Consider the following 22,804-nt stretch of genomic DNA (forward strand, 5'->3'; position numbering starts at 1 on the left):
GGTCAGTCGATGCCGGGCAGGATGTGCGGCTCGGCGAGGTCGTCCTCGTAACCGGCCAGCCGGATCGGTGCGGACCGGGCCCACACCTCGATGTTCCGGAGCTTCTCGGGCCGTGCGGTCCGCTCCCCGTACCGTTCGGCGGGTCGCTTCTCGCGCATCGTCAGTTCTGGTGTCGTCACCGCGCACTCCTCTGTGTCGCGTCACCCGGGGCGGCGCCGACGCTCCGGCTGCGGCGCCGGAGATCGACCGCCCCGGAGTGGGGCAGGGGCTTGAGATATGTCGGTCGCGGTGGCGCCGTGTCGGGGCGGGACGGCGGTCGGGTTGCAGACCTGTCCCGGGACGGTCGGGGAGCCTTCGTGGGCTCCCCGATGGCGTCCGTTGGCCTCAGAGTAACCAAATGAGCGACTTCGCGCTCTATAGAACGTGTGCAGTGGGTCACTTTCGGCCACTTCGCACAGCGAAAACCCGGCCCAGGATCCATCCTGGGCCGGGTCTGCGGCCGCCGCACGGAGGGTGCGGCTCCGGTTGAGCCGGTCGGGTTACGCCGACACGGGCGGGAGCTACCAGTTCGCGGGGGCGTAGTCCTTGAGGAAGCAGCCGTAGAGCGCCTCGCCGCCCTCACCGCGCACGATCGGGTCGTAGACGCGGGCCGCGCCGTCGACGAGATCCAGCGGGGCGTGGAAGCCCTCCTCGGCCAGCCGCATCTTGTCCGGGTGCGGCCGCTCGTCGGTGATCCAGCCGGTGTCCACGGCCGTCATCAGGATGCCGTCCTTCTCGAACATCTCCTGGGCGCTGGTGCGCGTGAGCATGTTGAGCGCGGCCTTGGCCATGTTGGTGTGCGGGTGGCCCGCCCCCTTGTAGCCCCGGCTGAAGACACCCTCCATCGCGGAGACGTTGACCACGTACGCGTGCCGGGCGGCGGTGGCGGCCATCGCCGGGCGGAGGCGGCTGATCAGGATGAACGGCGCGGTGGAGTTGCAGAGCTGGACCTCCAGCAACTCGATCGGCTCGACGTCCTCGACCGTCTGGACCCAACTGTTGGTGTCGTGCAGGTCGGGGACGAGCCCGCCCGCGTCGATCGCGGTGCCCGCGGCGATCCGGGCCGGGGAGGCGGAGCCGGTGACCAGGGCGAGGTCGGTGACCTCCTGGGCGCTGAGGCTCTCCTTGCGGGCGGCGGGCAGGGCGGCCACCCGGTCGACCGTGCCGCTGCCGAAGGTCCCGATGACCTCGGCGGCGGGCAGCGCGCCCGCGGGTAGCGGAGCGGACTCGGCGTTCACGAGCTCGCTGTACGCCCCCGGGGAGCGGCGTACCGTCTGGGCCGCGTTGTTGATGAGGATGTCGAGCGGGCCCTCGGCGGCGACGGAGTCGGCCAGCGCGACGACCTGGGCCGGGTCGCGGAGGTCGATGCCGACGATCTTCAGCCGGTGGATCCACTCGTCGCTGTCCTCCATCGCCTTGAAGCGGCGGATCGCGTCGTTGGGGAAGCGGGTCGTGATGGTGGTGTGCGCCCCGTCGCGCAGCAGCCGCAGCGCGATGTACATGCCGATCTTCGCCCGGCCGCCGGTGAGGAGCGCCCGGCGCCCGGTGAGGTCGGTGCGGGCGTCGCGGCGGGCGCGGTTCTCCTTGGCGCAGGGCTGGCAGAGCTGGTGGTAGAACGCGTCCACCTCGACGTACCGGGTCTTGCAGATGTAGCAGGAGCGGGGGCGCTGGAGTATGCCCGCGATCTCGGCCTGGGCGGAGGAGGACGGCAGGACGCCCTGCGTCTCGTCGTCGATGCGCTCGGCCGAACCGGTCGCGGTCGCCTCGGTGACGGCCCGGTCGTGGGCGGTCTTGGCGGCCCGGCGCTCCTGGCGGCGGCGCTGCTTCACGGTGCGGTAGATCCCGGCGGTGGCCCGGCGGACGGCGATGGCGTCCGGGTGGTCGACCTCAATGCGGTCGAGCTCGTCGAGCACGCTCAGGCAGACGGCCAGCCGCTCCGGGTCGATACCGGGACCGAACTCGTCGATTCCGGGAGCGAGCTCCGGGCTGTCCTCTGTCACCGTCATTGCCGTTCCTCTGTCATCTTCATCCCCGCGGGTCAGGGGTCACCGCAGGCCGAAACACCCCGCTCAAGTTTGCCATGCGCGCGAGGCTGCCCCGTTCGGGCGGGCGGAGGGCCGGACAGCGGGCCGGGAAGGGCTCGGCAGGGGCGCCGACAGAGGGCCGGCGGAGGGCCGGAAAAACTTTCTTGAAAAGGTAGGCATGACTTCGGAATGACCGGGAAGGCGACCGTCCGACACATTGGGTGACAGGGAGGGTGACATCATGACGGCGATGTCTGTGCGAGCCAACGGAGCGACGGCGTCGCTGAGCGATGACCTGGCAGGCTCGCGGACCGACGTCGGCGCCGAGGAACTGCCCTGGGTCGAGGACGCCGGAAAGGTCGCCCCCAAGGACGCGCGGGCCCTGTCCAAGGTGTTCTTCGACCGCCTCCAGGCTCTGGAGGAGGGCACCCACGAGTACCAGTACGCCCGCAACACCCTGATCGAGATGAACCTCTCCCTGGTGCGCTTCGCCGCGTCCCGGTTCCGCAACCGCGGCGGTGACGACACCGAGGACATCATCCAGGTCGGCACGATCGGGCTGATCAAGGCGATCGACCGCTTCGACCTCTCCCGCGAGGTCGAGTTCGCCACCTTCGCCGTCCCCTACATCGTGGGCGAGATCAAGCGGTTCTTCCGGGACACCACCTGGTCCGTGCACGTGCCGCGCCGCCTGCAGGAGCTGCGGGTCGACCTCGCCAAGGCGAAGGAGCAGCTCTCCGCCGAGCTGGACCGCGACCCCACGGTCAAGGAGCTCGCCGCCCACCTGGATCTGCCCGAGGAGGAGATCATCGAGGGGCTCGTGGCCGCCAACGGCTACTCCGCCGGCTCCCTCGACACCCCCTCGGCGGACAGCGACTCCGGCCAGGAGCAGCGCGCGTACGCCGATGTGCTCGGCGAGGCGGACCCCGGCATGGAGACCGTCGAGAACCTGCACACCCTGGCGCCGCTGCTGGAGCAGCTCGACGACCGGGAGCGCCGGATCGTGCAGATGCGGTTCGGGGCCGAGATGACCCAGGCGCAGATCGGCGCGGAGCTGGGTGTCTCCCAGATGCACGTGTCGCGGCTGCTGACCCGGATCGTCAAGCAACTGCGCAAGGGAATGAGCATCGAGGCGTGAGTTCGCTCACTTCCTGACCTGTCGGGGTCTCCCCCGGCACCCGCCGTTCGTCCGGTCGGGCACCCGCCTGGGTGCCCGACCGTTTCCTGTCGGACCAGCGGCCCGTGGCATCTGCCGAGGCCGCCGATCACATATGCTTCCCGACGATCGGCCGGATGGTCTGATGCCGGTCGTCCGAGGGGGTGAAGGGGTTGGCCGAGTCACCCATGGGCATGTCTCTGAAACCTGTGGGCACCGTCGGCATCCCCTCCCAGCAGGAGATCACCGACGACTCCTCCCCCAGCTCCCTCCTGTGGAACGTCGACGCCACCATCCTCCTGGTGGAGGACGACGCGGGCGACGCGCTGCTGGTCGAGGAGATGCTCACCGACAGCGAGCTGGACTCCGCCCTCACCTGGCGCAAGACGCTCGCCGAGGCCCGCGCCTTCCTGGACACCTGCACCACCCCCGTCTGCGTCCTTCTGGACCTGCACCTTCCGGACGCCCAGGGCTTGGACGCCGTACGCCAGATCCTGGAGTCCGACAGCGATGCCGCGATCGTCGTCCTCACCGGTCTCGAAGAGTCGGGCACGGGGCTGCGCGCGGTCGCCCAAGGCGCCCAGGACTACCTGGTCAAGGGGCGGCTGGACCCCGAGATGCTGTCGCGGGCGATCCGCTACGCCCTCCAGCGCAAGGAAGTGGAACGGGCCGCGGCGGCGCTGAGGTCCAATCAGCTGATCGCCCAGGAGAACGCCCGGCTGGAGCGCGGGCTGCTGCCCGTCCCGCTGCTGCGGGACGACCGCTTCCAGGCGCGCGCCCGGTACGAGCCGGGGCGCGTCCACGGGCTGCTGAGCGGTGACTTCTACGACGTCGTGCAGACGGCCGACGGGGCGGTCCACGCGGTGATCGGTGATGTCTCGGGGCACGGTGCGGCGGAGGCCGCACTGGGGGTCTGTCTCCGGGTGGCGTGGCGTACGGCCGTGCTGTGCGGGACCTCCCACCTGGAGCAGATCGAACTGCTGGAGGAGATCCTGGTCGCCGAGCGCTCGGACTCGCACGTCTTCGCCACGATGGCCTCCCTGACCTTCGCGCCCGACGGGCGGAACGTGCAGATCGTGCGGGCGGGACACCCGGGACTGCTGCTGCGCCGGGGCGAGGAGGTCCGCTGGGTGGAGCCGGAGGGCGGCATGGCGCTCGGGCTGCTCCCCGGGATGGGCCGGTGGCCGACGGTCGACCTGCCGCTGGTCCCCGGTGACGGTCTCGTACTCTTCACCGACGGACTCTTCGAAGGGCGCAACGGCCCGGACAGCCGCCTCGGCGAGGAAGGGCTGCTGGAGATGGCCCGGGCCCTCGGGCAGTTGCCGGGCCGGAGGTTCGTCGACGCGCTGGTGGCCGGAGCCGCCGAGGGAGCCGCCCCCTACGGCGGACTTGCGGATGATGTGGCTGTCCTGCATCTGGGCTGGGGATCGGAACTTTCATGAGCACGGAACAGTCCACGCGGACCGACACGGGGAAGGACCCGGCACCCGCCGGTGTGGCCGCCCGGCTCTCGGTGCAGAACTGGGTGCACCTGATCCTCGGCGGCTTCATCGTGGTCGTCTGCGGCTGCCTGGTGGCCGGCGGGCTGGTGCTGGCCCGGATGTCCGACCGCACCACCGATCTGGTCGACCGAATACAGCCCGCGCGGTCCGTCTCCTTCCAGCTCCAGAACGCCCTGCTGGACCAGGAGACCGGGGTCCGCGGTTTCGCCCTGACGGGCGACGACTCGTTCCTCGAACCGTACGAGGCGGGCAAGGCCGCCGAGCGGGAGCGGCTGACCCGGGCCCGGCAGCTTGTCGGCGGGCAGCAGCAGTTCGCCGACCATCTCGACGCGATAGAGACCGCCGCCCGGCAGTGGCGCGAGGACAAGGCCGAGCCGCTGCTGAAGCTGGTCCGCGAGCAGGGGCCGAACGAGGCCGGTGCCTCGGCGCAGCTGCAGAGCAGCAAGGCGGACTTCGACGCGCTGCGACGGGCCTACGGCGCCCAGCAGAAACACCTCGACGAGGCCCGGGACACCGCACGGGCCGAGCTGAACGACGCCCGCACCACCCGTGACCAGGTGCTGTTCGCCCTGGTGGCCGTCTTCGTCCTGACCGTGGTGGCGCTCAGCGTGCTGCTCCACCGGGTGGTGGGCGTTCCGCTGAACCGGCTGCGCGCCGCCTCGGAGCGCGTACGGTCGGGCGCCTTCGGCCAGCGGATCGAGGCCAAGGGGCCCTCCGACGTCCAGGCCGTGGCCGGGGCCGTGGAGGACATGCGGCAACGGCTGGTCGACGAGCTGGACGGGGCGCAGGGCCGCGAGAAGCTGCTCGCCGAGCAGACGGAGGAGCTGCGCCGCTCCAACTCCGAGCTGGAGCAGTTCGCGTACGTCGCCTCGCACGACCTCCAGGAGCCGCTGCGCAAGGTCGCCTCCTTCTGCCAGCTCCTGGAGAAGCGGTACGGCGAGGAGCTGGACGACCGGGGAAAGCAGTACATCGCCTTCGCGGTGGACGGCGCCAAGCGGATGCAGGTGCTCATCAACGACCTGCTGACCTTCTCGCGGGTGGGCCGGGTCAACGAGGGCCGGCAGCCGGTCGATCTGGGCCGGTCCCTGGACCGCGCGCTGGGCAACCTGACCGTGGCGATCGAGGAGTCCGGGGCGGTGATCGAGCGGCCCGAGGAGCTGCCCGGACTGCTGGGCGACTCCACAGCGCTCACCATGGTCTGGCAGAACCTCATCGGCAACGCGGTCAAGTTCCGCCGGGAGGAGGTGGAGTGCCGGATCACCGTCGACTGCGTACGCGAGGACGAGGACTGGCACCTGACCGTCTCGGACAACGGCATCGGGATCGCGCCCGAGTTCGCGGACAAGGTGTTCGTGATCTTCCAGCGGCTCCACGCGCGTGACGAGTACGAGGGAACGGGTATCGGCCTCGCGCTCTGCCGGAAGATCATCGAGTTCCACGGTGGCCGGATCTGGCTGGACGACGAACCGGGCGAAGGCACCCGCATACACTTCACCCTGCCTGCCGCGCCCGAGGCGCCCCAGCCCACCACGGCCGAGCCCCTCGCTCCGGCCCTGACCGTCAGCCAGCCGGGAGACCCTTCGTGAACAGCCCCGTACAACCCATCGAGGTCCTCCTGGTCGAGGACGATCCCGGCGACGAGCTCATGACCCGTGAGGCGTTCGAGGACAACAAGATCCGCAACACCCTGCACGTCGTACGCGACGGCCAGGAGGCGCTGGACTTCCTCTACCGGCGCGGCGAGTACCCCGACGCCCCCCGCCCCGACCTGGTGCTCCTCGACCTGAACCTGCCCAAGTACGACGGGCGGCAGGTCCTGGAGCAGATCAAGGGCGACCCCGAGCTGTCGCTCATCCCCGTGGTCGTCCTCACCACCTCCTCGGCCGAGGAGGACATCCTGCGCAGCTACAAGCTGCACGCCAACGCGTACGTGACCAAGCCGGTGGACCTGGATCAGTTCATCGCGGCGGTACGTCAGATCGATGAATTCTTCGTGACCGTGGTGCGGCTGCCCGGACGTGCGTAGGATCGGTCCGGATCGCCTGGCGTGGGATCCTTCGACTCGGGTAGACGAATGGCGGAACAAGGTCTCCGACCTCACTGCGGCGCCTGGCTGGAGCACATGAACACAGAGGTCACCTCACCACCGGAAGATCCCGGCCAGGGTCTGCGGTCCACGGAGGTACTGCTCTGCGCCGAGGTCTTCGACGGCGAACCGGGCTGCATCGCGCTCGCGCGTGCCCTGGCGGACCGTTTCCTCACGCGGCTCGCGGTGGAGTGCCTGGCCCCGATCGGCAAGCACACCCGCAGCGATCTGATGCTGGCCGTGAGCGAGCTGGTCACCAACGCCGACCGCTACAGCCACGGCCCGTACCTCCTGGAGCTGGAGGGGAACGCCCAGGTCATGAGCGTCACGGTGTACGACAGCAGTACGGCGATGCCCGTGCTGTACGGCCCCGATCCCTCCCGGCTGGGCGGGCACGGCATGGAGATCGTCGTGGCCCTGTGCGACCGGCTCACGGCGGAGCGGGTGCCGGTCGGCAAGCGGATCCGCGCGGAGTTCCAGCTCTCGATCTGACCCGGAGACCTGGCCCCGCGGCCTGGCCCTGAGGCCTGACCCGGACACGGCGATGCCCCCGGGGACGCGTCACGCGTCCCCGGGGGCATCATGTTCCGGCCTCAGCCGTCGTTCTGCCGGCCGAACCAGTCCACGCAGACCACCAGCGCGTCGTCGAGTGTCTCCGTGACGCGATATTCGGCCAGTTCGCCGAGCATCGCGCGCGGGACGGTGGCTGCCGGGAGCAGCCGCGTCGACTGGATGGCCCGGGCCAGCGCCTTCTCGCCGTACCTCTCCCCCGCCGGGGACACCGCCTCGTAGACGCCGTCGCTGAGCAGCAGCAGCCGGTCGCCGGGCTCCACGTGGAACTCCTGGACCGTGTAGTGCGACTCCTCGAACATGCCGAGCGGGAGCTGGGCCTCCAGCTCCATGCGCCGGACCGTGCGGCCGCGCTGGATCCACAGTTGCGGCGATCCGGCGTCCACGACGCCGACCCGGCCGGTCGCCAGCTCGAAGCGGAGCAGCAGGGTGGAGACGTGGGAGGCCCCGCGGTGCTGGTCGTAGAGCGCCTGGTCGGCGAGGGCCGCCTGGTCGGCGATGCCGATGCCGGCCCGGCGGGCGTTGCGCAGGGCGTTCACCGCGAGGTTGGTGAGCAGCGAGGCCTGTATGCCCTCGCCCATGCCGTTGGTCACCGCGAGGGTCAGCTCCTCGGCGTCGGCCGCCCAGTCGAAGTTGTCGCCGTGTATGGAGTACGCCGGCTCGAGCTGGGCGCCGATGGCGAACTCGGCGGCGGTGCAGGCCCGGGCGGGGAGGAGCTGCCACTGCATCTCGGCGGCGAGGGTGAGCCGGGTGGTGCGCCGGGCGCGCTGGTAGACGTCGGTGTCCCGTTCGGCGACCAGGATCTCGTGGCCCAGCAGGTCGGCCACATGGGTCAGCTCGCCCACCAGCTCCGGGACCGACCGCTCGGCGGGCAGCCGGATGGTGAGGATGCCGAGGCGTTCGCCGCGTACCGTCACCGGGAGGTAGTGGTCGACCGCGTCGCCGTGCCGGACCTGCTGTTCGCGGGGCTTCTGGCTGCCGAAAGCCCGGCCTTCGGGGCTGTTGTGCAGCGAGAGCGGCTCCTCCTCGCCATCGGCCCCGTCCAGGCGCTTGAGGACGCGCAGACCGTAGTCGGCCAGGTGCAGATCCACGGCGAGGGCCCCGTAGGCGTCGGCCAGCAGGGTGCGCAGCGTCGACAGCAGGGCATGCGGAGCGGCGGCCCTGACGGCCGTCTCGATGTCCGGTCTTCTGTTCACGGTCTCTCGTGCATTCTTCGTCCTGCGACGTGGTAGGGGCCTGAGCCGGGCTGACAAGTGGGGCCGACGGATGACAGAGTGGGTGGATGCCCCACCGTGCCCGCCGCCCGATCAGTCGCGCAGAGGTGTCCGCCGACGCCGCCGCGGCCTCGGAGCTGCTGGAAGTGCTCTGGGGACGCGGTCAGGAAGCGGCCGCTTCGGGCACCGTATCGCCCTCCCAGCTCCGGGCCCTGCTCGTGATCGAGAAGCAGGAGGGCACCAATCTGCGCTCGTTGGGCGAGGCATTGGGTTCGCGCGCGCCGTCGGTCAGCCGGCTCTGCGACCGGATGGAGGCGATGGGGCTCGTACAGCGGGCACCGAGCCCGACGAGCCGGCGCGAGGTGTTGCTGCGGCTGAGTCTGCGCGGCCGGGCCCTCCTCGAAGAGTACCGGGCCCTGCGCGCGCGCGAGCTGAGCGCCGTGCTGGAACGCATGGAACCGGCCGCCGTGGCCGCGCTCGCGGAGGGGCTGGCGGCCTTCCACGTGGCCGCTTCGGAGCGGCTCTCGCCGGAAACACGTGCGGCGGGCCGCCTGCTCCGCGATGATGTCGCCGACAGCGCCTAGCCTCATCCCGTTCCTGCTCCCGCTTCTCTCGGTGCGTCACCGCCGACGGCTGGTCCTCCAACCGTTGCGGATCAGATTGTTACCCAATGGCAAATGTTGTCAAATGGCAACCGTTCCTTCTATCGTTGGTCCGTACCCCGCCGTGAGCAGGGACGGAACAAGGCCGACCGTCCGGCGCACCGGCGTCCGCCGTCCATCCGAATCCGCCCGAGGTGCCTTCCGTGCAACCACCGCCCAACGAAGACAGAGCAGTCAGAATCACGACCCGTCAGGAACGGGGTGCTCTGGTCCTCACCGTGTCGGGTGACCTCGATATCGACAGCGTTCCGCCGCTCGGTCGAGCACTGGAGGCAGCGGCCGATGACGGTTCCGGACCGGTCGTCGTGGATCTGTCGGGGGTGGGCTTCGCCGACTCCACCACGGTCAATGTGCTGCTCCAGGGGCAGACCGCGCTGGGCGGCCGGCTGCGGCTCGCCGCACCCTCCCCGTTCTTCCGGCGGTTGATCGGGATGATCGGGCTCGACAGCGCGATCCCCGTCCTGCAGGACGTCGACGAGGCCATAGACGCGGCCCTGCCCTCCTGACCGGCACGTCCGGCCCGGTGGCCGTGGACGGCGGGCCGTGACGGCCCTGCCTCCGCGCCTACCGGGCCGCGTGCGTCCGGCCCGGCGGGCGGTCGAATACGCAGTCGCCGCAGAGCCCGCCGCCCGGGCAGCGCCAGTACAGACAGCAGCTCCGCCGCCGGAACGCCGGACCGTGCGGGGAGCCGGTGGAGCGCAGGTCGGGGTGGTCGAACAGCTCCGCCGCCAGGGCCCGGGCCCGCTGCGCCACATCCGGGCGGTCCTGCCCGCGCGCCCAGGTGACCAGCTCGCGTACGGCCCCGGCGAGCGCGGACCCGGCGTTGCCCCACAGGAGCTGCGGGGAGATGTGTCCGTCGCGCCGGACGGCCTCGGCCAGCGGCACCAGGTGCCCGTACTGGACCTGCTCGCGGATCCGGTCGGCCGTCCCGGGCAGCTCCGCGGGGTCCGCGAGCCACAGATCGTCCGGCGAGGTGTGGAGCGGGTCCCAGTGCAGGGTGTCCGGTACGAGGGCGGGGAAGCGGCCGAAGAGCACGGCCGGGCCCAGCGCGATGGACCAGAGCCGGGCGGCGAGGCCGAGATGGGCGATGGAGGCGGCGACCCGGCGTTCGGGGGCGACCAGCCGCGCCGCGACCTTGTCGACCCGCGCCGTCAGGGGCGCCGTCCCGCCCGCGTACAGCTCCGCCAGGGGCCGGTGGGAGCCGCCGGGGACCGGAGTGGTCCGCAAGGCGAAGAAGCCGCCCACCGAGGCCGTCCGCTCCAGGTCCATGCCCCGCTCCTCACTCGCCACGGTCTGCGGGTCGGCGCCGGAGCACGGGCCGCGTCCGGCGACGGCGTGTGCCGTCCGCGCGGCTCACCGTATCCGCCGGTGCACAACTTCTGACGGCCGGGCCCGGCAGGACTACCGTCGAGGGGAGGACCTCGGTCCTCCGTCCGTACTACTGGGGCAGTACGCGGAAGTGACGTCTCAAGGACGACGACGTGGCGCCCCGGACAGGACATCGTGGTGTACATGAGCTCCCTCGCGCTGTCTGTGCTGCTGTCACTGGTCTCCGCGGTCGCCTACGCGGCCGGGGCGATCGTCCAGGAGCGGGTGGCCGCGCGCGGTGACAACTCCCCGCACGCCCTGGTGCGCAACGGCGTCTGGTGGGTGGCGGTGCTGCTCAACGGGGTCGGCGCGGTCCTGCATGTGGTGGCCCTCGCCTACGGCCCCCTCAGCCTGGTCCAGCCGCTCGGTGCGCTGACCATCGTCTTCGCCCTGCCGATGGCGGCCCTCTTCGTCGGCCGCAGGGCCGGGGGGCGGGCCTGGCGCGGTGCGTTCATGGCCACGGCCGGTCTCGTCGGGCTGCTGGCCCTCACGGCCGACACCGATCCGCACACCCTGGGCGGGCCCGAGCAGCTCGCGCTGGCCACGGTGACCTTCGGGGCGGTGGGCGCGCTCGTACTGCTCGCCCGGGCGCTGCGCCGACCGGTGCTGCGGAGCGCGGTGCTGGCCACGGCGGCCGGTGGGGCGTTCGGTATGGCCTCGGTGTTCACCAAGACCGTGGCCATGGAGTGGACGTCCGGCTCGGTGCGCTCGGGGCTCCCGACGCTGCTGGTGATCGCCGGGCTCGCGGCGGCGGGCCTACTGCTCTCCCAGGCCGCGTACCGGGGCGCGGGGCTCGCCGCTCCGCTGGCGACGGTGACGGTGGTCAACCCCGTGGTGGCCGCCGCGATCGGGATCACGTTGTTCGGCGAGCACTTCCGCCAGGGCGCCACGGGCACGGTCCTCGCGCTCCTCTGCGGGGCGCTGGCGGCGGGCGGCCTGGTCCTGCTGACAAAGGAGCGGCTGAGTGCGGAGCTGGCCGGACAGGGGCGCCTGAGGCCGCACGGCGCGGAGGGCACGGAGGACGCGCAGCCGGAGAGCGGCGGGGCGCAGGGCGCGCAGGTGTGGCCCGAGGAGGCGCCGGCCGCCGTCGGGTCGACGTACGTTCCGCCGATGCCCCTGCGGCCCGGCGGCGCGGTTCCGCGGGTGGAGTTCGGTGGTCCGCGCCGGGCGGGGCACGACCGGCGCGGTGAGCCGGCCGCCGCCCCGCGCCCGGAGCGGACGGTTCAGACCCTGACGCCGCCCGCCCTGAGGTAGGCCAGCGGGTCGATGTCCGACCCGTAGCCGGGGCCGAGGCGGACCTCGAAGTGCAGGTGCGGGCCGGTGCTGTTGCCGGTGGAGCCGGAGCGGGCGATCCGCTGTCCCCCGGAGACCGACTGCCCCTCCCGCACATGGAGGGCGGAGAGGTGGGCGTACTGGCTGTACCTGCCGTCCTCGTGGCGGATGACCACCTCGTAGCCGTACGCCCCCGCCCAGCCGGAGGAGACGACCCGGCCCGGGGCCACCGCCTTCACCGAGGTCCCGGTGGGCACGGGGAAGTCGACGCCCGTGTGATAGCCGCTGGACCAGGAGCCTGCCTGGCGGTAGGCGGTTCCGGTGGAGGCGGCGACGGGGGCGCTCATGCCGGAGCTCTTCACGGCGCGTTCCGCCGGCGCCTGCTTCTGCGGTTTGGGCGCGGCCTGCCTCTGCTCGGCCTTCTTCCGCTCGGCCCGCTGCTGCTCCGCCCGCTCCTGCTCGGCCTTACGCTGCTCCGCCCGCTTCTGTTCGGCCCGCTCCCGCTCGGCCCTCTTCTGTTCGGCCTTCGACGCGGCGGCCCGCTGCTCGGCCCTGCGCTGCTCGGCCTGCTTCGCCTCGTCGGCCCGGGACCCCGCGGCCTGCTGCCCGGAAGACCTGGGCTTGGGCGCCGCCTGCCGCTTCTGCGGCTCGGGCGGCGGCGCGGGCTTCCGGGCGCTCGCCCCGTCGCCGCCGCGCGGGATGAGGCTCAGCCGCTGGCCGGGGAAGATCAGGTCGGGGTCGTCGCCGACGACCGTGCGGTTGGCCGCGTACAGCTTCTGCCAGCCGCCGCGGACGCGCTGGGCGTCGGCGATCCCGGAGAGCGAGTCGCCGTTCGCGACGGTGTACGCGTCGCGCTTGCCCGGTACGTGCGTCGGTGTCGCCGCGACAGGCGTCGTCCGCGGCTTCCGGGGCGGGGCGCTCTGCGGCGCCGCGGCCTGGACGGGCCGGGTGCCCGCGCTCTGCGGGGTGGTGTCGGGTGCGTCCCCGCCCCGGGTGAGGCCCGCCTTCACCGAGCAGGCGGGCCAGGCTCCGGGCCCCTGGCCGTCGAGCACCCGCTCGGCGATGTCGATCTGCTGGTCCCGGGTGGCGAGGTCGGCGCGGGGTGCGTACCGCGTACCGCCGAAGGCCGCCCAGGTCGGCCCGCTGAACTGCAGCCCGCCGTAATAGCCGTTGCCGGTGTTGACGGCCCAGTCGCCGCTCGACTCGCAGGCGGCGACCTTCTCCCAGACCTCCCCCGAGGCGGCTCCCGCCGAGGTCGCGGTGAGGAGCGGGAGTGCTAGGCCCGCACCGCCCGCGGTGACCGTGAGCGAGGCACGGTTGATCCGGCTGGGCTGGTATCTGCGGTGCCGACCGTTTGCGGCCATGACGGGGCTCCCCCACGGGCGTTGGGATGTCGCAATGCGGGGCAAACGTAGGGCGGAGCGGAGACTGATCACAAGCGAAACGTGATAGTCGGCCGCCCAGGCCGGGTCTGTGGCCGGATTCCGCCCCTGGGCCCAACGGACCATCCTCGCCCGCCCCTTGTGCAAGGGGCGGGAAAGTGCGGGCGGTTGCGAATGGAGAGCGCTCTCCGCAGGTGCTATAAAGACGCTTATGACGGATGATCTGCGGTCGGCCGGAGCACCAACCCTGGAGGACGTGGCGCGGGCTGCCGGTGTCTCGCGCGCCACCGTCTCCCGGGTCATCAACGGGGTGCGCAACGTCGACCCGGCGATCCAGGAGGTCGTACGCCAGGCGGTCTCCGTCACGGGCTACGCGCCGAACCGGGCGGCCCGCTCCCTGGTCACCCGGCGGACGGACGCCGTGGCGCTGGTGGTGTCGGGGGCGGGCGTCGAACCGGGACCCGAGGGCTCCGGCTCACGGGCGGCCGGGGACGACGGCTCCTTCACCGCGCAGGTCTTCGCCGACCCGTTCTTCGGCCGGGTGGTCACGGGGGTGGTCAACTACCTGCGGCCGCGCGGGATGCATCCGGTGCTGATGTTCGCGGAGACCTCGCGGGCCCGCGACGAGGTGGTGGCGTATCTGCGGCAGGGCAGCGCGGACGGGGCGCTCATCGTCTCCACGCACGCCGAGGACCCGTTGCCCGGCCTGCTCGCGGAGGCGGGGCTCGCGGCGGTCCTCTACGCGCGCCCCGCCCGGCCCGTCCCCATCAGCTATGTCGACCTCGCCCACCAGGACGGCGCCCGGCTGGCGGCCGAGCACCTGCTGGCCAGGGACTGCCGCCGGATCGCGACGATCAGCGGCCCGCTGGACGTGCCGGCGGGCCAGGCCCGGCTGGCCGGCTTCCGGGACACCATGGCGCGCCACGGGCACCCGTACACCCCCATCGTCGAGGGGCAGTTCACCCAGGAGAGCGGGGAGGCGGCGATGGAGCGGCTGCTCGCGGAGCATCCGGATCTGGACGGGGTCTTCGCCGCCAACGACCTGATGGCGATGGGGGCCTGCCATGTGCTGCGGGAGCACGGCCGCCGGGTGCCCGAGGATGTGGCGGTGGTGGGCTTCGACGACAGCAGTGCCGCCCTGGCGTGCCGGCCGCCGCTGACCACGGTCCGCCAGCCGGTGGAGGAGATGGCCGCCGAGATGACCCGTCTGCTCCTGGACCGGATGGCCCGCCCGGCCGCCCCCGCCACCTCGGTCATCTTCGAACCGGAGCTGGTGGTGCGGGGGTCGGCGTAGCGGCTTCGCACGCTCCCCGCCGTCAACTCGCCGCCGTACGGCTCCGGTTGCGTACGGTCTCGGTCGCTGTCCGCGCGGGGGCGCCGGTGCCGTCCGGCCGGGCACCGGGGGCCGGGCGGCTGCCGCCGCGGGTCAGGAAGTCGGCCAGCGGGAGCGTGGCGGCGCCGACGGTGACCGCGTCCGGGCCGAGCCTGCCCATCTCGATGGTGGTGCGGGCCGCCGCGTGGCGCAGGGCGTACCCGTTCGCGTACCGGCGGATGTCGGGAAGCAGGTGGGGGCCGAGCAGCAGGCCCGCCCAGCCGCCGAGCAGGATGCGTTCGGGCAGGAAGAGGTTGACCAGGTCCGCGAGGGCCGCGCCGAGGCATTCGGCGGTCTCGTCGAGGAGCGAGAGGGCGACCTGGTCCGGGGCGGGGCCGCCCGGCGGGGGGTAGGCGGCGGCGAGGAGTGCGGCGAGGGCGGTCTCGTCGTCGGCGTCCTCCGGGAGCGGGCCGCCCGCCTCGCGCCAGCGCTCGCGCAGCGCCTCCGCTCCGGCGTACGCCTCCAGGCAGCCGATCGAGCCGCAGCGGCACCGGCGGCCGCGCAACTGGACGGTGGTGTGGCCCCATTCGAGGGCGAGGCTCGTGCGGTCCTCGGCGAGGATGTCGCCGTGGTCGACACAGGCGCCCACCCCGGAGCCGATGAGCGCGATGGCGGCGGCGCCCGCGCCCCGCCCGCCGCCGAACCACATCTCGGCCCGGCCGAGCGTCTTGGCGCCGTTGTCGATGAAGAGGGGCACCTCGGGCGGTACGTCGACGGCCTCGCGGAGCAGTTGCTCGAAGGGGACCGCCTGCCAGCCGATCGTCTGGCCGTGCACCACGGCGGTGCGCCTGCCGTCGGGGCCTTCCGGTCCTTCGCGCTCGATGATGCCGGGGACCCCGACGCCGATGCCGAGCAGCCGGTGCGGGTCGGCTCCCGCGTCGCGCAGGACGTCGGCGACGCCCGTACGGACGTGGGCGACGATGCGCTCGACGTCGTACCCGTGCTGGGCCAGCAGCCTTTCGGTGCGGGCCAGTTCGGTGAGGGAGAGGTCGAAGAGCTCGACGCGCACCCGGGTCTCGCCGATGTCGATGCCGACCAGCAAGCCGCCGTCCGGGGCGACCTTCAGCAGCGTACGGGGGCGGCCGCCGTCGGAGTCGACGATGCCGGCCTCCTGGAGCAGCCCCTCGGCGGCCAGTTCCGCAACAACGTTGCTGATGGAGCCCGAGCTCAGCCCGGTGGCCGGTCCGAGCTCCTGGCGGCTCAGCGGACCGTCGAAATACAACCGTTGCAATACCCTCGCCCGGTTGCCCCGCCGCAGGTCACGCACGGTTCGTCTGTTGCGCTCGGCCATGTTGCTCCTTCCCGTCCAGGAACATACCCGGTCCCAGACCTTGACGCGACCTTCTCTCACCTCTTAAATCACGGCATAAATTAAGTCATGGAGGCCGTTCGGTTCCCGAACGCAGCCATCCCCGGAAAGGGGCCACCTCACATGCGTCACCTCAGAGCCGCAAGCGCCGTCACCCTCGCGATCGCCATCGCCGCAGCCGCCACCGGCTGCGGCGGCGGAACGGGCGGGAGCGGGAGCAACGAGTCCCCGAAGACCCTCACGTACTGGGCGTCGAACCAGGGCCCGAGCATCGAGGCCGACAAGGAGATCCTCACTCCCGAGCTGAAGAAGTTCGAGAAGGAGACCGGGATCAAGGTGAAGCTGGAGGTCGTGCCGTGGGCCGACCTGCTGAACCGGATCCTCGCCGCCACCGCGTCCGGTCAGGGCCCGGACGTGCTGAACATCGGCAACACCTGGTCGGCCTCGCTCCAGGCGACCGGCGCGCTCCTGCCGTGGGACGAGAAGAACTTCGAGGCGATCGGCGGCCGGGACCGCTTCGTCGACTCGGCGGTCGCCTCGGCCGGCAAGGAGGGCGAGCCGCCCGCCGCCGTCCCGCTGTACTCGCTGGCGTACGCGCTCTACTACAACAAGAAGATGTTCGCCGAGGCGGGCGTCGACGAACCTCCGGCCACCTGGGACGACCTCGTCGCCACGGGTAAGAAGATATCCAAGGGCGGCAAGTGGGGTCTTGGCGCCGAGGGCGGCAACCTCTCCAACAACATCCACCAGACCTTCGTCCTGGGCCAGCAGCACGGCGCCGACTTCTTCGACCAGGACGGCAAGGCGACCTTCACCTCGGACGGCGCCGTCGCCGCCGTGAAGCAGTACATCGACTTCATGGCCAAGGACAAGATCATCGCTCCGGGCAACGCGGAGTACGCCCAGAACCAGTCGCTCACCGACTTCGCCAAGGGCAAGACGGCGATGGTGCTGTGGCAGGCGGCCGCCTCCACCTTCGCCGCCCAGGGCATGAAGCCGGAGGACTGGGGCGCGGCCCCGGTGCCGGTCCCGGCGGGCGCCCCGGGCACGGGCAAGCAGGTCAACTCCATGGTCGCCGGCATCAACATCGCGGTGTTCAAGAACACCAAGAACATCGACGGCGCGAAGAAGTTCGTGAAGTTCATGACCAGCGACGAGGAGCAGAAGCACCTCAACAAGACCTACGGGTCGATCCCGCCGGTCAAGGAGGCCCAGGCCGACGCGGCCTTCGGCGCCCCCGACCTCAAGGTCCTGCGCGACACGCTCTCCACCAGCGCCGCCCCGCTCCCCCAGGTCCCGAACGAGTCGCAGTTCGAGACGGCCGTGGGCACCGCGGTCAAGGAGCTGTGGGCGGACGCCGCCGCCGGACGTCCGGTGACGGAGGCGTCCGTCAAGGCACGCCTCGAAAAGGCCCAGCAGTCGATGCAGCAGTGAGGCCCTGATCCATGACCGCCACCGTCACCAACCCCGAGGTCGACAAGTCGGCCACCGGGGGTACGAGCCGGGGCACCGGGGGTGCGCGCAGGAGACTGCCGCGCATCCCCGACCGGATCCGCCAAGGCGGACTGCCCTATCTCCTGCTCCTGCCCGCCGTGCTGCTGGAACTCCTCATCCACATCATCCCGATGGTCATCGGGATCGTGATGAGCTTCCGTCAGCTCACACAGTTCTTCATCAACAACTGGGGTGCAGCGCCCTGGACCGGCCTCGACAACTACCGGATCGCCGTCGACTTCGACGCGCCGATCGGTGAGGCCCTGCTCCACTCGTTCTTCGTGACCTGCGTCTTCACGTTCTTCTCGGTCGGGTTCGCCTGGCTGCTGGGGACGGCGGCGGCGATCCTGCTCCAGGAGAGCTTCCGGGGCCGGGGCATCCTGCGGGCGATCTTCCTGGTCCCGTACGCCCTGCCGGTCTACGCCGCCGTCATCACCTGGGCGTTCATGTTCCAGCGGGACAACGGCCTGATCAACCACGTGCTGCACGACCAGCTCGGGATCACCGATGAGCCCTCCTTCTGGCTGATCGGCGACAACAGCCTCTACACGCTGATCATCGTCTCGGTGTGGAAGGGCTGGCCGTTCGCCTTCCTCATGCTGATGGCGGGCCTTCAGAACATCCCGCGTGAACTGTACGAGGCCGCCTCGATCGACGGCGCCGGCGTCTGGCAGCAGATCCGCAAGATCACCCTGCCCTCGCTGCGCCCGGTCAACCAGGTGCTGGTCCTCGTGCTCTTCCTCTGGACGTTCAACGACTTCAACACGCCGTACGTCCTGTTCGGGAGATCGGCGCCGGAGAACGCGGACCTCATCTCGATCCACATCTACCAGTCCTCGTTCGTCACCTGGAACTTCGGCACCGGCTCGGCGATGTCCGTCCTGCTGCTGCTCTTCCTGCTGCTCGTGACGGCCGTCTACCTGATCCTCACCTCCCGCGGAAGGAAGGGCGCCGATGTCTAGCCTCACGCGGACCCCGGATGCCGCCCGGACCCCGGGCACCGCCCGGTCCCGGTCGCGCTCCCCCATGGCGGCACCGCAGTCCTTCCTGTGGACCCGCCGGATCGTCCTCACGCTGCTGGCCGGCTTCGTCCTGCTGCCGGTCTACGTGATGGTCAGCAGCTCGTTGAAGCCGCTCCAGGACGTGTCGGGGAAGTTCCAGTGGATCCCGTCCACGCTGACGATTCAGCCGTACTTCGACATCTGGAAGACCGTTCCGCTCGCCAAGTACTTCGTCAACTCGCTGATCGTGGCGAGCTCCGCGACGGTGCTGTCGGTGACGATCGCGGTGTTCTCAGCCTACGCGGTGAGCCGCTACAAGTTCCGGGGCAAGCGGGTCTTCACCGTCACGGTGCTCTCCACGCAGATGTTCCCGGGCATCCTCTTCCTGCTGCCGCTGTTCCTCATCTTCGTCAACATCGGCAGCTCGACCGGCGTCGCCCTTTATGGTTCACGCGGCGGCCTGATACTCACCTATCTGACGTTCTCGCTGCCGTTCTCCATATGGATGCTGATCGGGTACTTCGACTCCATCCCGAAGGACCTCGACGAGGCCGCCCTGGTGGACGGCTGCGGACCGGTCGGTGCCCTCTTCCGGGTCGTCGTGCCGGCCGCCGTGCCGGGCATCGTCGCCGTCTCCGTCTACTCGTTCATGACGGCCTGGGGCGAAGTCCTCTTCGCCTCCGTCATGACCAACGACGCGACCCGGACCCTCTCCGTCGGCCTCCAGGGGTACGCCACGCAGAACGACGTCTACTGGAACCAGGTCATGGCCGCCTCGCTCGTGGTGAGCGTGCCGATCGTCGCCGGGTTCCTGCTGCTGCAGCGCTACCTCGTCGCCGGACTCACCGCGGGAGCCGTCAAGTGACCCCCGCAGAAAGGCAGCACGTGACCGATCTCAACGCCTTCCCGGCCGACTTCACCTGGGGCGTCGCCACCGCCGCGTACCAGATCGAGGGAGCCGTCACCGAGGACGGCCGCTCGCCGTCCATCTGGGACACGTTCTCGCACACGCCCGGCAAGGTCGACGGCGGCGACACGGGGGACATCGCCTGCGACCACTACCACCGGGTCCCCGAGGACATCGGCCTGATCAAGCAGGTCGGCGCGGACGCCTACCGGTTCTCGATCGCCTGGCCGCGCGTCGTGCCGGGCGGCGACGGACCCGTCAACAAGGCGGGCCTGGACTTCTACGACCGGCTGGTGGACGGGCTCCTGGAGGCCGGGGTCACCCCGTTCGCCACGCTCTACCACTGGGACCTGCCGCAGGTGCTCCAGGACCGGGGCGGCTGGACCGTACGGGAGACCTCCGAGCACTTCGCCGCGTACGCCTCCCACGTCGTCGAGCGGATCGGCGACCGGGTCAAGGACTGGGCGACGCTCAACGAACCGCTCTGCTCGGCGTGGATCGGCCACCTGGAGGGCCGGATGGCCCCGGGCCTCACCGACCTGACGGCCGCCGTCCACGCCTCGTACCACCTGCACCTGGGCCACGGCCTGGCCGTGCAGGCGATCCGCGCGGCCTCCTCGGACGCCCGGGTCGGCATCGTGAACAACCTCAGCCCGATCGTCTCCGCGAGCACGAGCGAGGCCGACCTCGCCGCCGCCCGCCGCGCCGACGGCCACATCAACCGCTGGTGGCTGGACCCGGTCCTGGGGCGCGGCTACCCGCAGGACATGGTCGAGACGTACGGAGTCGAGCTCCCGGTGCGGCCGGGCGACCTGGAGACGATCGCCGCGCCGCTGGACTGGCTGGGCCTGAATTACTACTTCCGGCAGATCGTCGCCGCCGATCCGTCCGGCCCGGCGCCGGGGTTCACCCAGGTCCCGGTGGCCGACGCACGCCACACGTACATGGACTGGGAGGTGTACGCGGACGGGCTGGAGCAGTTGCTGCTGCGGCTCACCGAGGAGTACGGCGTCGAGCGCGTCTACGTCACCGAGAACGGCTCGGCCTACCAGGACACCGTCGCGGCGGACGGCTCGGTCCACGACCCGGAGCGCGTGGCGTACCTGGAGGAGCACCTCGCCGCCTGCGCCCGCGCGGTCGCCAAGGGCGCGCCGCTGGCCGGGTACTTCGCCTGGTCGCTGCTGGACAACTTCGAGTGGGCCTACGGCTACGACAAGCGGTTCGGCCTGGTGCACGTGGACTACGCGACGCAGCGCCGTACGGTCAAGAGCAGCGGCCGCCGGTACGCGGAGCTGATCCGGGAGCACGCGGAGCGCCACGCGGGGCTGTCCGTCTGAGCGCTCGGCCCTTGGTTGTACGGGCTCCCGGCCGTGGTGGTTCGCCGCCACGGCCGGGAGCCTTTTCACGTGGCGGCGAGCACGTCCCGCAGGCGGGCGGCGAAGGCCCTGGGGTCCTCGGTCCGGGCGATGTCCTCCGTGTGCGTCGCGGGCGACTGGTCCGCCACCTGACCGTCCGGAGGGCTCCACGACCAGCCTCGCGGGTCGGAGGTGGCCACGAAGGGGAAGGCCGTGGCGGCCACGGATTTCCGTGGCCGCCACGGCCTGTCCCACCGCACCGGCAGCGGGGTGGGAACGGTGCGGCAGGTCGTGCCGTCCGGCGGGGTCAGCCGCGGTAGACGCCGAACTCGTAGAGCGAGTTGCCCCACGGGGTTCCGCGCTCCGAGGTGTTCACGCGGACGTAGCGGCCGCTCCCGGCGACCTCGATGTCGTCGATGCCGCCGTTGCCCGCGGTCTCGGTGTGAACGGTGGTCCAGTCCTCGCCGTTCGTAGAGGTCTGGACGGTGTAGCCCTTGGCGTAGGCGGCCTCCCAGGCCAGTTGGACATGGTCGAAGGAGGCGGCTGCGCCCAGGTCGACCTGGATCCACTGCTGGTCGGCCCACTCACTGGCCCAGCGGGTGTCGAAGGAGCCGTCGACGGCGTTGGCCGCCGGGCAGGGGCAACCGGTGCTGTCCGCCTGGAAGGTCGACGCCGTGGCGGTCTTGCCGAGCGCCAGGTTGACCCCGTCGACCTGCGGCGGCACCACCTTGAAGGACCTGGTTTCGATGCCGACGTTGCCCTGGCCGTCGGTCGACTTGAGGTAGACCTTCCAGACGCCGAGCCGGTCCGGGGCGGTCACGTCGAAGGTGCCGTCGCCGCGGTCGGTGAACTCCGCCTCCGTCAAGCTCCCGTTGTCGTCGACGTACTTGGAGCTGAACAGCATCTGGTGGCTGAGCGCGTCGCCGTCCGGGTCGGTGACGGAGGCGCTCACCCGGAAGGTCCGCCCGGCCGGCACTGCGGAGGCGTTGTCGACGGTGAACCCGCTGATGACGGGCGGGGTGTTGTCACCGGAGGTGGCGGCGCCGAACGCCTCCTTCACCGCGTAGTACGAGAGCCTCTTCTGGCCGGCGGGGAGCAGGTTGAACCAGACGCCCCCGAAGTCGTACTCGGTGCCGTAGTGGAAGAGCGTCGCCCCGAGCGAGACTCCCGGGTGGTCCTGGACGCAGTCCCAGGCGCTCCGGTACCCCGCTGCCTTCTCCACGTCGGTGGGCTCCTCCGGTACGCCGTTGGCGTCGTCCGGAACCTCCCACTCGCCGGCCGGCCCGCCCTCGGTGACGATGTAGGGCTTGTCGTACCCGCCCTGCTCCCAGGTGGAGCGGATGTCGCAGACGGCGTCGTAGGAGTTCACGGCGTAGAGGTCGAGGTCGGGCGCGTTCTTCTTGTAGTAGGGCCAAGCCCCGGTCCAGGCATCGGTGGAGGTGACCGGGTGGTTCGAGTCGACGTCGTGGATCTTCCTGGCGATCTCGTTGACGAACGAGGTGTACGCGTCGCGCTGCTGCTCCAGGGCCTCGCCGCTGTAGCAGTTCTGCAGGCCGAGTACGGACTCGTTGCCGACGTTCCACATGAGGACGCCCTCATGGTCCTTGTAGGTCTCGACCCACTTCGGGAACTCGGCGAGCATGTCGTTCTTGTACGCGGTGTCCGTCAGGTAGTTCACACAGCCGCCGCTGCCGGGGCCGCCGCCGGGCTGGAGCCAGAATCCGGCGATCACCTTGATGCCGTTGGCCGCCGCGGTGTCCAGGAGGGGCTTCGTGGTGGCGTCGGTGCCCCACGTACGGATCGTGTTGACGCCCATCGACTTCACATCGGGCACGTACCACTCGGCATCCGCGACGGACGGGCCCCAGGTCAGGCCCTTCACGGTGTACGGCGCGCCGTCCACCGTGAGCTGCCAGTCGCCCTGCGAGCCGGTCACCTCGACCACGCTGCCCGCCGCGTGGGCGGCGGGCGCCGGAAGGGCGGCCACGGCCCCGGCCAGCAGGGCGGCTGCGGCGAGGCGCGCGGTGGCCCGGCGCCTGGTGCGGGGAGAGCGTCGGAGAGGGGGGAGGTTCATGGGGGGAGGACTCCTCG

21 protein-coding genes are annotated in these 22,804 nt (G+C 71.2%); 13 read left to right on the forward strand and 8 right to left on the reverse strand.

Translation table 11 applies throughout. The features are described from left to right. Positions 1–2 precede the first annotated feature (2 nt). Entirely contained in the window at positions 3–179 is a 177-nt protein-coding gene (locus ACFWRT_RS00425; protein ID WP_015612873.1) for a hypothetical protein, read from the reverse strand. Positions 180–560: 381 nt separating this feature from the next. Next, positions 561–2,045 (reverse strand): SDR family NAD(P)-dependent oxidoreductase, encoded by a 1,485-nt coding sequence (locus ACFWRT_RS00430; protein WP_380948786.1) that lies wholly within the window; start codon positions 2,043–2,045, stop codon positions 561–563. A 259-nt stretch (positions 2,046–2,304) separates the two neighbouring features. On the opposite strand from ACFWRT_RS00430, the gene ACFWRT_RS00435 reads away from it, so the two are divergent. The 5 genes from ACFWRT_RS00435 (at position 2,305) to ACFWRT_RS00455 (ending at position 7,299) form a co-directional block, all read left to right on the forward strand. Then, positions 2,305–3,201 (forward strand): RNA polymerase sigma factor SigF, encoded by an 897-nt coding sequence (locus tag ACFWRT_RS00435; RefSeq protein WP_380948787.1) that lies wholly within the window; start codon positions 2,305–2,307, stop codon positions 3,199–3,201. Positions 3,202–3,407: 206 nt separating this feature from the next. Continuing rightward, complete coding sequence (locus ACFWRT_RS00440; protein WP_380949007.1) at positions 3,408–4,661, forward strand: PP2C family protein-serine/threonine phosphatase; 1,254 nt, start codon at positions 3,408–3,410, stop codon at positions 4,659–4,661. Beyond that, positions 4,658–6,307, forward strand: coding sequence for a sensor histidine kinase (locus ACFWRT_RS00445; protein ID WP_380948788.1), 1,650 nt, complete (start codon positions 4,658–4,660; stop codon positions 6,305–6,307). Before ACFWRT_RS00440 ends, ACFWRT_RS00445 begins: the two co-directional genes overlap by 4 nt. After that, a complete protein-coding gene (locus tag ACFWRT_RS00450; RefSeq protein ID WP_030572762.1) occupies positions 6,304–6,747 on the forward strand; it encodes a response regulator in 444 nt (147 codons plus the stop codon). The genes ACFWRT_RS00445 and ACFWRT_RS00450 overlap by 4 nt, the downstream gene beginning before the upstream one ends. Positions 6,748–6,843: 96 nt before the next feature. After that, positions 6,844–7,299: an ATP-binding protein gene (locus ACFWRT_RS00455; protein WP_380948789.1), complete on the forward strand. Its 456-nt coding sequence runs from the start codon at positions 6,844–6,846 to the stop codon at positions 7,297–7,299. Positions 7,300–7,400: 101 nt separating this feature from the next. Here the strand turns inward: ACFWRT_RS00455 and ACFWRT_RS00460 are convergent, their stop codons facing one another. Then, positions 7,401–8,573, reverse strand: coding sequence for a PP2C family protein-serine/threonine phosphatase (locus ACFWRT_RS00460; RefSeq protein ID WP_380948790.1), 1,173 nt, complete (start codon positions 8,571–8,573; stop codon positions 7,401–7,403). 86 nt (positions 8,574–8,659) lie between these two features. Here ACFWRT_RS00460 and ACFWRT_RS00465 point away from each other — a divergent pair, with 86 nt between their 5' ends. After that, positions 8,660–9,175 carry a MarR family winged helix-turn-helix transcriptional regulator gene (locus ACFWRT_RS00465; protein ID WP_380948791.1) on the forward strand — a complete coding sequence of 172 codons (516 nt, stop codon included), beginning with the start codon at positions 8,660–8,662 and terminating at the stop codon, positions 9,173–9,175. A gap of 221 nt (positions 9,176–9,396) precedes the next feature. Then, positions 9,397–9,759 (forward strand): STAS domain-containing protein, encoded by a 363-nt coding sequence (locus tag ACFWRT_RS00470; protein ID WP_380948792.1) that lies wholly within the window; start codon positions 9,397–9,399, stop codon positions 9,757–9,759. A 58-nt stretch (positions 9,760–9,817) separates the two neighbouring features. Here ACFWRT_RS00470 and ACFWRT_RS00475 read toward each other — a convergent pair whose 3' ends face one another. Continuing rightward, positions 9,818–10,522: a (2Fe-2S)-binding protein gene (locus ACFWRT_RS00475; protein WP_380948793.1), complete on the reverse strand. Its 705-nt coding sequence runs from the start codon at positions 10,520–10,522 to the stop codon at positions 9,818–9,820. A 243-nt stretch (positions 10,523–10,765) separates the two neighbouring features. On the opposite strand from ACFWRT_RS00475, the gene ACFWRT_RS00480 reads away from it, so the two are divergent. Next, complete coding sequence (locus tag ACFWRT_RS00480) at positions 10,766–11,875, forward strand: DMT family transporter (RefSeq protein ID WP_380948794.1); 1,110 nt, start codon at positions 10,766–10,768, stop codon at positions 11,873–11,875. On the opposite strand, the gene ACFWRT_RS00485 is transcribed toward ACFWRT_RS00480, so the two are convergent. Then, entirely contained in the window at positions 11,845–13,257 is a 1,413-nt protein-coding gene (locus ACFWRT_RS00485) for a transglycosylase family protein (RefSeq protein ID WP_380948795.1), read from the reverse strand. The two genes, ACFWRT_RS00480 and ACFWRT_RS00485, sit on opposite strands and share 31 nt — an antisense overlap. A gap of 229 nt (positions 13,258–13,486) precedes the next feature. Between ACFWRT_RS00485 and ACFWRT_RS00490 the strand changes: the two genes are divergently transcribed. After that, positions 13,487–14,569, forward strand: a complete 1,083-nt coding sequence (locus tag ACFWRT_RS00490; RefSeq protein WP_380948796.1) for a LacI family DNA-binding transcriptional regulator — start codon at positions 13,487–13,489, stop codon at positions 14,567–14,569. Between the two features lie 22 nt (positions 14,570–14,591). Here ACFWRT_RS00490 and ACFWRT_RS00495 read toward each other — a convergent pair whose 3' ends face one another. Beyond that, positions 14,592–15,938, reverse strand: a complete 1,347-nt coding sequence (locus ACFWRT_RS00495; protein ID WP_380948797.1) for an ROK family transcriptional regulator — start codon at positions 15,936–15,938, stop codon at positions 14,592–14,594. 141 nt (positions 15,939–16,079) lie between these two features. On the opposite strand from ACFWRT_RS00495, the gene ACFWRT_RS00500 reads away from it, so the two are divergent. The 4 genes from ACFWRT_RS00500 to ACFWRT_RS00515 are packed head-to-tail and all read left to right on the forward strand — an operon-like array spanning position 16,080 to position 20,695. Continuing rightward, positions 16,080–17,390: an ABC transporter substrate-binding protein gene (locus ACFWRT_RS00500; RefSeq protein WP_380948798.1), complete on the forward strand. Its 1,311-nt coding sequence runs from the start codon at positions 16,080–16,082 to the stop codon at positions 17,388–17,390. 11 nt (positions 17,391–17,401) lie between these two features. Beyond that, complete coding sequence (locus tag ACFWRT_RS00505; RefSeq protein ID WP_380948799.1) at positions 17,402–18,412, forward strand: carbohydrate ABC transporter permease; 1,011 nt, start codon at positions 17,402–17,404, stop codon at positions 18,410–18,412. After that, positions 18,405–19,316 carry a carbohydrate ABC transporter permease gene (locus ACFWRT_RS00510; protein ID WP_380948800.1) on the forward strand — a complete coding sequence of 304 codons (912 nt, stop codon included), beginning with the start codon at positions 18,405–18,407 and terminating at the stop codon, positions 19,314–19,316. The genes ACFWRT_RS00505 and ACFWRT_RS00510 overlap by 8 nt, the downstream gene beginning before the upstream one ends. Before the next feature lie 20 nt (positions 19,317–19,336). Next, positions 19,337–20,695, forward strand: coding sequence for a GH1 family beta-glucosidase (locus ACFWRT_RS00515; protein ID WP_380948801.1), 1,359 nt, complete (start codon positions 19,337–19,339; stop codon positions 20,693–20,695). 65 nt (positions 20,696–20,760) lie between these two features. Here the strand turns inward: ACFWRT_RS00515 and ACFWRT_RS00520 are convergent, their stop codons facing one another. After that, positions 20,761–20,937, reverse strand: a complete 177-nt coding sequence (locus ACFWRT_RS00520; RefSeq protein WP_380948802.1) for a hypothetical protein — start codon at positions 20,935–20,937, stop codon at positions 20,761–20,763. A gap of 83 nt (positions 20,938–21,020) precedes the next feature. Continuing rightward, positions 21,021–22,787, reverse strand: coding sequence for a galactose-binding domain-containing protein (locus tag ACFWRT_RS00525; protein ID WP_380948803.1), 1,767 nt, complete (start codon positions 22,785–22,787; stop codon positions 21,021–21,023). Positions 22,788–22,804 lie beyond the last annotated feature (17 nt).

It is taken from the genome of Streptomyces cyaneofuscatus, from assembly GCF_042718795.1.
Lineage (GTDB): Bacteria > Actinomycetota > Actinomycetes > Streptomycetales > Streptomycetaceae > Streptomyces > Streptomyces cyaneofuscatus_A.